Source organism: Streptobacillus felis (genome assembly GCF_001559775.1).
In the GTDB taxonomy this organism is placed as follows: Bacteria; Fusobacteriota; Fusobacteriia; order Fusobacteriales; family Leptotrichiaceae; genus Streptobacillus; species Streptobacillus felis.
On record NZ_LOHX01000296.1, the window covers coordinates 1 to 10,437 of the forward strand.

Annotated in this window: 6 protein-coding genes; all 6 read right to left on the minus strand. The window is 22.8% G+C overall.

Features of this window, described 5'->3' with window-relative positions:
* Window positions 1–94 precede the first annotated feature (94 nt).
* Entirely contained in the window at window positions 95–3,064 is a 2,970-nt protein-coding gene (locus AYC60_RS05910) for a UvrD-helicase domain-containing protein (protein WP_067322385.1), read from the minus strand.
* The gene (locus AYC60_RS05915) at window positions 3,054–5,561 is read right to left on the minus strand and encodes a PD-(D/E)XK nuclease family protein (RefSeq protein ID WP_067322388.1); all 2,508 of its coding nucleotides are present in this window, start codon (window positions 5,559–5,561) and stop codon (window positions 3,054–3,056) included. The genes AYC60_RS05910 and AYC60_RS05915 overlap by 11 nt, the downstream gene beginning before the upstream one ends.
* Before the next feature lie 83 nt (window positions 5,562–5,644).
* Window positions 5,645–5,995 carry a 50S ribosomal protein L20 gene (gene rplT, locus AYC60_RS05920; RefSeq protein ID WP_067322390.1) on the minus strand — a complete coding sequence of 117 codons (351 nt, stop codon included), beginning with the start codon at window positions 5,993–5,995 and terminating at the stop codon, window positions 5,645–5,647.
* Between the two features lie 22 nt (window positions 5,996–6,017).
* Window positions 6,018–6,224, minus strand: a complete 207-nt coding sequence (gene rpmI / locus AYC60_RS05925) for a 50S ribosomal protein L35 (RefSeq protein WP_067322393.1) — start codon at window positions 6,222–6,224, stop codon at window positions 6,018–6,020.
* 18 nt (window positions 6,225–6,242) lie between these two features.
* Window positions 6,243–6,776 carry a translation initiation factor IF-3 gene (infC, locus tag AYC60_RS05930; RefSeq protein ID WP_067322395.1) on the minus strand — a complete coding sequence of 178 codons (534 nt, stop codon included), beginning with the start codon at window positions 6,774–6,776 and terminating at the stop codon, window positions 6,243–6,245.
* Window positions 6,777–7,080: 304 nt separating this feature from the next.
* Window positions 7,081–10,188, minus strand: a complete 3,108-nt coding sequence (locus tag AYC60_RS05935) for an OmpA family protein (RefSeq protein ID WP_067322398.1) — start codon at window positions 10,186–10,188, stop codon at window positions 7,081–7,083.
* Window positions 10,189–10,437 lie beyond the last annotated feature (249 nt).

The following is a 10,437-nucleotide window of genomic DNA, read 5'->3' on the forward strand; positions in this document are numbered from 1 at the left end:
CAATGTTTATGCGTGTTTTTAGTTCAAAAAAAGCCAGCTTTATTTCTGGCTTTTTTTGTTTATTTAGACTGTTTATTTCGGAACAGCCCCTTTTTTATTCATCAAGCGGTAGTATTTCAGTAAATATTTCATAACCCTCTATTTCTCTTGATAGTATTTTTTTATAATTATCTAACTGTTTAATATATTTGGGATTATTTTTTACATTATGCCCTGTCTTAAAATCGTAAATATATGCTTGTTTATTGGCATTATCAATAAGTAATAAATCAATAATGTACATTTTATCATATTCTTTATCAAATATTTTAAATTCTGAATATCTATCCATATTACTATTTAATATATATCTATACTTTTCAACATTTTTATATACAAGTTCTAATACTCTGTTAAAACTCTCATCTGATAAAAGATTCCCAAATTTTTTTTTAACTATATCAATTGCTATTTCAACATTACCTTTGTATACTTCAAAGAAATAGTGTATTGCACTTCCTTCTTTTTGTTTATTGATTCTATCTACATTATATTCTTCATTATCAACTTCTAAATAATTAGTAGGTCCTATATAATTAGAATATTTAGTATAATCTGTATCTATTTTAATTTTTTCCACAGGCTGTACTTCAATTCTTTTTCCTAACTCTTCAACCTTATTAATTAAAGGCCCCTGTTTTGTATAGAAAATATAGCAATTTTCTCTAGCTCTAGTATACCCAACATAATTCAAGTTTAAATATGCATCCTTATTACTTTTATTAATACTAATATATTCTTCGTATACTTCCTTATGCCCTTTAAAAGATTCAATAATTTCATTATACTCTGTATATTCAAATCCTTTTTCTTCATTAATTTTTTTCAACATCTTATATAAAATATGATAATCTGTTAATCTAAACTTACTTACATTATATTCATTATCATATGCTACATATTTTTTATAATCACCCTTATTTTCATCAAAACTATCATCATAAGTGTAAACATTTTTATACTCAAGACCCTTAGAAGAATGTATTGTTGTAAGAATAATTCCTTCTTTTTCTATAACAGATTTTCTAGTCTCCTTATTTTTTTCAATATTTTCATAAAAGTCATATAAATTATTAAATTCCTTCATTTTAGAAAAATAGATATTCAAATTAAGTATATCATTAGAATCATTATTTGCACTATATCCAAATCTACGTAAATATTCATCAGAAAAATCAAAATTATTTGAGTTATATGAATTATGTTTATCAAAATTCTTTTTAAAAAATTCTAAATCAACATCTTTTTTACCCTTTATTACTTCATCAATATCTTCTAGACTATAGTTTTTGACGTTACTTCTTAAAAACTCATATTTAAAAACTTCATTTTTAGTAACTAAATACTTAACCAAGCTATGAGCTACTTTAACCGCTTTTACATCTAATATATTTGACTTAGAAATAAGTGAATATCTAATATTATTTTCATCTAAATATTTAGCTACTTCTTCAAGTTCATTATTATTTCTAAGTAAAACAGCTGTATCTGTAAAATCTTTATTTTCAATTATTTTTCCAGCTATAACTTTGTATATATTATCATTATTTTCATTATTATTATTATTATTATTTTTATTTTGTTTTGGTTTTTCAAAAAATATTGTTTGCACATATCCTGCATTTTTTTCTTCTTTGCTTGATTTAACTTCATTATACGAATAATTTTCTAAGTTAGAAAATTTTTTATTTACAAATTCAATTATATTTTTTTCAGATCTATAGCATGTACTTAAATTTTTAACTACAGTATCTTCCCCAAGTGTTTTTTCTAAATCTTCAAATAATTTTTTATTACCTCCACGCCATTCATATATACTTTGCTTTTCATCTCCAACACAAGTAACTATTTTAGCTCCATCCATAATTAATTTTATAAATTTAAATTGTGCTACACTTGTATCCTGAAACTCATCTACCATTAGCGCATCTATTCTACCATCCATCAATTCATAAAATGCCTCAGTTACTTTACCATCTTTTACTAATCCTAATCTTACATCAAAAATATATTTAAGTGTATAATATGTAATATCGTTAAACTCTAATAATTTCTTTTCTTTTTTTAATTTATAGTCTGTTTCAAAAATAATTTTTGAATTATCAAATACTTCTTTAGTTTTCTTTTCACTTTCATATATATATCTCATTATTTGAAACTCAACGATTTTAATAGATAGTTCTACTTTTTTACTATTAATATATTTTACAATTTCAGATTTAAGATCAGTTTTAATTTTAAATACATCATACACGGTAAATATTTTTTCAAAATATGTTTTAAGTTTAGAATAAATAAATTCAATATTTACATCATTTATATTCTCCAATAATTCTAATACTTTTTTAATATCATTTTTTGCTTTCTCTTGATTTTTTTCAAATTCTAATACATTATAAAAAAGATTTTTAGCTTCGTTTAAAATATCTTCTAAAGTATATCTTTCTTTAATTGATTTAATACTTTCTAATTCCTGCTTATTATATATAAAATAATTTTTTATGTCTTTAATAGCTTTTTTTACATCTCTTGATTTAAACTTATATTTAAAACTAGGATTATTAATTAATTTGATTAAAAAATCAGTATATATTGTTTTTTCATTTTCTGTATCTTCAACCAATATATCATAATCATACATATCTAATATAGGTTCTGCAATACAAGTATTAAATACTTTTGCTGTAAATCCATCTATAGTATCTATTCTTACCCTATTTTTATTAATTAACATATCTTTATATATATTAGTTAACTTTTCTATATCACCGGGTTTAAAAGCATAATCAAAATTATTTTCTATATTCTTAATCAATTCTTCTGATTTTTTATCCTTAGATATTATGCTTAATATAAATTCAAATATTCTATTTTTTATTTCTGCCGTAGCTTTTTTAGTAAAAGTCATTACCAATATATTTCTAAAATCTATATCTAATAATAGAAAGTATATGTATTCTAGAGATAATCTATATGTTTTCCCTGTTCCTGCACTTGCCTTTACAACTGTTTTCTTAGTTATCATTATTAATTACCTCCTTAAAACTAGAATATTTCGAAATATTCTCCCCTTTTTTAAATGTGTCATTATTAATATATGAATTCAATATTTCTACAATAAATTCTTTATTTAAATTTACATCCATACCATCAACTTTAAATTTAACATCATCCCTAGCTATAAATAAATCATCAAAAGTTTGTATAAATGAAATATATCCAACACTCTCCTTATCCTTGAATTCATCCATATATGAATATATTTTAATTTGTTTTGAATATTTCTTCATTTTATCATCATTATAATTACCTGTTTTAAAATCTATAATTATATATTTGGATTCTGTTTCTATTATTAAATCTGATTTACCCTTAATTTTGATTTCTCTATCCCCTACATTTACATAAAATCCTACTTCTTTTTCAGTATATATTTCAACTATATTTTCATGTATCAATTTCTTTTTCAATTTTTCAAAGAAATTCATTATAGTCTCAGGTAATATACTTAAGTACATCATTTCAAAATAGTTTTTAAAATCATCAAGAATTACATTATTTTTTTCATCCATAACTAATTTTATAGATTCATTTATATATTCAAGTAGTTCTTCTTCTTTAGTATGACATATATTTTTCCCAACTCTTTTTATTATATTCTCCATAATACTATGAATTATATTACCTACTTCCATTGCCTTAATTTCTTCATTATATATATCACTTTCTTCAATATTAGTTGATAAATAAAAATCTAATTCTGATTCTATCAAACTTAATAACTTAGTTACTGATATACTATTAAATTCTGATAATTTATCTTTTTTATATAACAAATCATCCTCTATTTTATCTTTTATTCTAATTTCACTTTTATCAAGTAATTTATCTAAAATAACTGTTTTTTCACTCATAGATATCTCTTTTTTATCAACATATAATTTATTTGTAAATATTAATTCAGTTAAAAATGGCATTTCTGATATATTTTCATCCTCATTTTTAATATAGCTAATATATATATTTTTAGATACTGCAATATTTCTATATATATTAAATAAATTTTCAAATACTAAATCATCTGATATTGAAAGTCCTAACGAAATACTTTGCAATTTAGAAAATATATTTCTATCTTTAATAGAGATATTACCTTGAACATTTATTAAAGCAAAATTCTCTTTTATTTCTGTTCCTAACTTTTTAACATCCAATATTCTATTTTTCTTTTCTACTAAATCTGCATGTAATGTTTTTTTATCTAAATATTTTAAAAATAGCATTAAATAATCCGTTACAAAATTTGATAAAAAGTCTAATTCTAATACATTAACCTCACTTAATGCTTCAAAAAAAGTAAAACTAGTGTTAAACATGTATTCTTTTTCAGATCTAATATTACCAATTTTTTCAAAAATTTCTAAAAAATCTTCTTTATTTTTATATCCTGTTATTTTATTTAATAATGTTAAACTTTCAAGTTTATCACTTTCTAAATATATTTTATTATTTTTTGATTCTTTGAATAAAACAGAGAACTCTTTATTATCTATTTCAAATTCACTAACATATTCTTTAATTGAGTATAATCTATATATATCACTAATTAAATATCTCCCGCTTTTTGAATTCTTAATAGCTCTATATATTTTTGAAATAATATTATATGACACAGTTTGATTAAATGAAAAATCTAGCGTGTTTATTATTTCATTTTGTTTAATAAATACATTTTCATTTTTTATTTTAGATTTCTTGTTTTCTTCCATATCATATATGGTATTAAATTTTTCTAAATTATCAATAATATTTAAGTTTTGTGTAAATTTATCACTACATTCAACTATAGATATATTCTTATCCTTTAAATTTGGTAAAGTAATATTTTTTAAGATATTTTTTTCTTCATCATAATCATTTTTATTAACATATAGATATATATATAGGTTACTTATATCTTCTAATATCTTCTTTTCATAGATATTAAAAGAAAACTTATTAATAAAAATTATTTTTTTGAAACTATTAATATATTCAAAATTAATATATGAAAAAATAGGTAACAAATATCTAGGTATTTTTTCTTCTTTATTTGCTCTTTCAACCATTAAATCATTTATTTTAAGATATATATCAATTATATTATGTTGCCATTCAAATATTTCTATTTTATTTAAATCTATACCACATTCAATATATTCTTTCATAAAAGAATAGTATCTATAAGCTATATCTATACAATCAAAATACTCATTAATTTGAAGTTTTTTCTTTAATTCTTTATCTAAAGTATTATAGAAAAAAACAACTTCTTTTTCTTCTTTAAGTAATATTTTATTTGTAAGTATTACCCTTTCCCAAAATTCATTTTCTGTAATATATTTATTTGTAGAAAAAATATTTTTATCAAAGTTTTCTAATACAAATTTATCATTAAAATTTGAAAATACATATAGAGTATCTTTTTCTAAATTTTTAGTTAAATCAAAATCTATACCCTTATATTCAAAATTTAAAGCCATAAAACACCACCTTTGCACTTTTAATATATTATATCATATTTTCAAATAAAAAAAACTACATCCATAAGATGTAGTTTTATATATTACATTGCTTTTACTTTTTCTACTAAAGCTTTGAATTCTGCAGCATTGTTTAAAGCAAGTTCTGCTAAAACTTTTCTGTCTAATTCTATGTTTAATTTCTTTAAACCATTCATGAATTTAGAATATGATAATCCTTCAGCACGAGTAGCTGCATTAATTCTAATTATCCATAATTCTCTCATTGTTCTTTTCTTTAATTTTCTATGTTCTGTTGCATAAGCCATAGCTTTTTTAACAGCTTCATTAGCCTTTTTATAGTTAGTTTTTTGTGTCCCTCTATATCCTTTTGCTTCATTTAATACTTTTTTATGTCTTTTTCTTCTTACTATTCCAGTTTTTACTCTTGGCATTTTCTTTCCTCCTTATAAGTTATTATCTTCCTTCTTGTCCTGCTAATAATCTAGATGCTTTTCTAGCTGCTCCACCATTTAACACTTGATCTTGTCCTAATCTTTTCTTTCTCTTATGAGTCTTTTTAGTTAATATGTGGCTTTTTCCTGAATGTTTAACTACGAATTTACCTGTTCCTGTAACTTTAATTCTTTTTTTAGCTCCTTTGTGTGTTTTCATCTTTGGCATAAATTTTCCTCCTCTTGTCTATTTCTTAGGTGAAAGCATAACAAATTTTTGTAATTGCTCTTTTCCATATTTTTTTTCTACTATAGCTTTATCTTCGAAGACATTTGCAAATTCATCTAAAACTTTTACTGCAGTTTCTGAATGAAGTTTTTCTCTTCCAGATAATCTTAAACTGATTTTTACTTTATTTTCTTTTTCTAAAAATTTATCAATTTGATTAATTTTAGTTTCCATATCATGTGTATCGATATGAGGTTTAACTCTTATCTCTTTAATTACAGTATTTTTTTGTTTTTTCTTATTTTCTTTATCTTTCTTTAATTTTTCATAACGATATTTACCATAATCCATTATTTTACATACTGACACACCATTATTTGATGACATTTCAACTAAATCAAGATTTTTTTCTTGAGCAATATCATAAGCTTCATGGAAAGACATTAATCCTAATTGTTCTCCTTCCTCTGATATTAACCTTACTTCTCTAGCTCTAATCTCGTCATTGATTCTAGTTCCATCAGTTTTCCCAGTTCCTTTAATAAAGAACACCTCCTATATTTTTGTAATAAAAAAACAAGATAAAATCTTGTTCTCAAAAATCAATAAAAAATCATTAGACTTAGTCTAATACAATTTAATTACTAATAACCTAACTCATATTAAGCCTATGCATACTAAACGCTATGGAAAGGTGAGAACCAAAATTCTTCTTTTCAATATCAATCATTGTTGATATTTTATTTTACCATAAAATAATAACATATTTAACATATTTTGTCAAATTATTTTTACTATTTTTATATAAATTATTTTATCATAAATATTTTAAAAAAGCAAACACAGTTTCCTGTGTTTACTTAATTATTATTTCTACCCTCCTATTTTTTTCATCTATATCACTTATATGTCTTTTTTTTCCTTCTCCTATAACATATATTCTATCATCTAAAATATTATGTTCCTCAACTAAGTATCTCTTAACTTCATTAGCCCTTAAATATGATAATTTATCATTATATATATCAGTACCCACTTTATCAGTATGACCTATAAGTATTAACTCTTCATCATCAATTACTTCAATTAATTTATCTATAATACTTTTATTAAAATCGCTTAGTTTATAGCTATCAAATTCAAAACCATCAATAATTATATTCTTATCTTTTCTTTTTAATTTTTCTATTTCTTCTTTTATTTTATTTAATTCCTCTTCATCTATCTTATATATATTATTATCTTGTTTAAAAACTACTTCCTGTTTATCCATATCTCCAAAAGTATACGAAAAACCTAGACCTGCACTAACTTCTAATCCACTATTAAATCCTAAACTTGCTTTTACACCTACATTTTTAAACATACCTGAATAACCGATACTTGCTCCAACTTCTTTATTATAATATCCTAAAGAAGCTCCTATACTATGTGTTTTGTTTATATTATTAAAAGGTATACTTCCATGTGCTATTGCACTTGCAATTCCAGAATTAGTTTTTTTAAATAAAATACTGTTATCTAATCCAATTAAATTATCAACATATTTTTTATTTACTGCATCATTATCACTAATAGGATCTGCCACACCTTTTATTAATGTATTTTCTAAAGTAATACTACCCTTATTTTCTTCATCATATTTAACACTATTTCCTATACTATTTAAAAGCTCATCATCTAAATGTTTTTTATTTATTGTTTTTTCCTTTAATTCTATAACTAAGTTATTATTACCTATTATCCTATCTTCTCCACCTATTATTTTTAAAGTTTCACTAACCACATTACCTGTTTCACCCTTATTAATATATCCATCTAAATATTTTTTTACTATGGTATCCGTTATTAACTTATTATTAGGATTATTTATATTAGAATTTTCACTTAATATTTTAATATATTTATCAACATTTATATTACTTCCATCTATATTTGCCTTATTATTTAAATCTATGCTACTTGCATATCCTTTACCATCTATATACGATTTTACTTGATTATCTGTTACTAATGTATTTGTTGGGTTATTTATATCTGAGCCTTCATTTAGTGTTTCTCTCCATTTTTCTTTATTTATTACATTAGTATCGGCATTTATTACAGAAAAAAGTTGTGAACCATTTATTGCTTCAGATGAATTCTCAGAAATATTTCCCTTATCTAAATAAACAATTTTTCTTAAATTATTTTCATTCCCTATAGATAAAGCATTACTTATTGCCTTTGATTCTTTACCAAGTATAATTGCATCATTAATTTCTCTTTCGACATTTATGTTTCTACCTAAAGCAATAACATCATCTCCTAAAACTATATTATCTACACCCATACCTATAGAATTTCTTCCTGAAACTATGTTATTTATACCTAGCGCAATACTGTTTTCACCAATATTTCTTAAATCATTTAACACCAAATTGTCTTTTAAATATTTTAATCTTTTAACAGCTTCATCTAAATCTATTTGTTCTTTTTCTAATAATTCTAAAACTTTTGTATACTCTTGCATTAAAGCTAAGTCATTTGGATCTGGATTTATATTATCATATATATCCTTTAATCTAGTAACTTCTTTTTTTACTCTATCTATTAATTCTTCTCTTTCTCTAATTGCATTTCTATTTATTCCTAATGCTTGTTCTAACTCAGTAGTTAATCTCCCTACTGTCACTTTATTCTTTTCTATTATGTCAACTATATTTTCTTTTTTCCATTTTTCTATATTATTTCTAATTTTATATATAAGTAAGTTTGATCCATCACTATATCTTATACTTTGATTTTGCTCTTTTATTAAATCCAATTCTTTAATAGCTTTACTTTTTTTATCTAACCATTTTTTATCCGAGTCTTGTTCATACATATATTGATAATATGTTATTTCATTAGTTTTAATATAGTAATCTACTTTATAGTCTAATTTTCTAAATAAAACTTCCTTATCCTCTTCCAAAATCATTTTATTATTGTTATTACTAAAGTATTCTCTAAATGCATTTTTATACTTACTACCTTCAAGTTTAACCCTTTCATATTCTTCTTCTGTCGTAATACCTGTTTTAATAGATTTTAAAGTTATATCATAAGTAGGTTTATTTGATATATTTCCGAATGCATCCTTATGAAGTGTAACATCTTGATTAAATGTAGTAGATAAAATTCCATTTTTATTAAACACTCCATTAAATACACTATCTAATCCTACATCTCCGTCTACCTTATCTCCATCTAAATAAACAATATATGAATTTATAATATATGGATTAACAACACTTTCATTAATACCTTTATGGTCATCACTAAATTCTTCATATGACATTTGAGCTAAATTTATTTGATTTTTTCTTAAATCCCCTAATGCCTTGTAATAATTAACTATATATTCTTTATAGAATTCTAATTCTATATTTAACATAGTACCTTCTTCAACCATATTTTTAAATCTACTAGAGGCACTATTTAAACCATCTGTTGTAGATATATCCACATCCTCTATTCTAGATAAAGCATCTAACTTACTATTTAGTTCATGTATTTTTTCTCTATGTGTTCTAAAAAATTCTTCATTATTTCTAACTAAATCATTGTATTCTTCTTCTTTATTACTCCAAATATTTCTTGCATTCTCTTTTGCCTCATTAACTATATTAACTCTTTTACCAGCTTCAATTATATCTCTATACTTAGCATTAATCTTTTCAATTTCTTTATTAATTCTATTTACTTCTTTTTCTTTACTGTCGATTTCTTCTAATTTTTCCTTATTTTCCTCAATTTTTCTAACTACACTTTCCTTAGTTTCATCATTACCAACAGCTGCTGAATTTTTACCTATAGCAATAGAATTTCTTCCCGTTGCAACACTATTCCCAATACTAATTGAATTATCTCCTATAGCTAATCCTTCATTAGATTTAGAATAAATTGATAATATTAACATTAAAAAACAAAATTTTTTCATTAATCCCCCTTTATATATTTATCCCCACAAGAACATTATATCATAAAATTAAAATTTTTTAAATATTTTTTATTAAGAAAATATATAAAAAAAGGTGATTCGGGATTTTAAAAAAAATCCTTGAGTCACCTCTTTCTTTTCTGTATAATTAAGTTACCACACCAAATTACAGAAAGGATTGATAAATATGACTTCTAAAATCAAATTTATCTTCACCAATACTATTTTAACAAATTCTTTAAATACAAT

What these genes read in the sequence shown, in the direction of transcription:
- AYC60_RS05910 (WP_067322385.1), bottom strand. Translation starts at nt 3,064, where the DNA reads ATGATAACTAAGAAAACAGTTGTAAAGGCAAGTGCAGGAACAGGGAAA.
- AYC60_RS05915 (WP_067322388.1), bottom strand. Translation starts at nt 5,561, where the DNA reads ATGGCTTTAAATTTTGAATATAAGGGTATAGATTTTGATTTAACTAAA.
- rplT (WP_067322390.1), bottom strand. Translation starts at nt 5,995, where the DNA reads ATGCCAAGAGTAAAAACTGGAATAGTAAGAAGAAAAAGACATAAAAAA.
- rpmI (WP_067322393.1), bottom strand. Translation starts at nt 6,224, where the DNA reads ATGCCAAAGATGAAAACACACAAAGGAGCTAAAAAAAGAATTAAAGTT.
- AYC60_RS05935 (WP_067322398.1), bottom strand. Translation starts at nt 10,188, where the DNA reads ATGAAAAAATTTTGTTTTTTAATGTTAATATTATCAATTTATTCTAAA.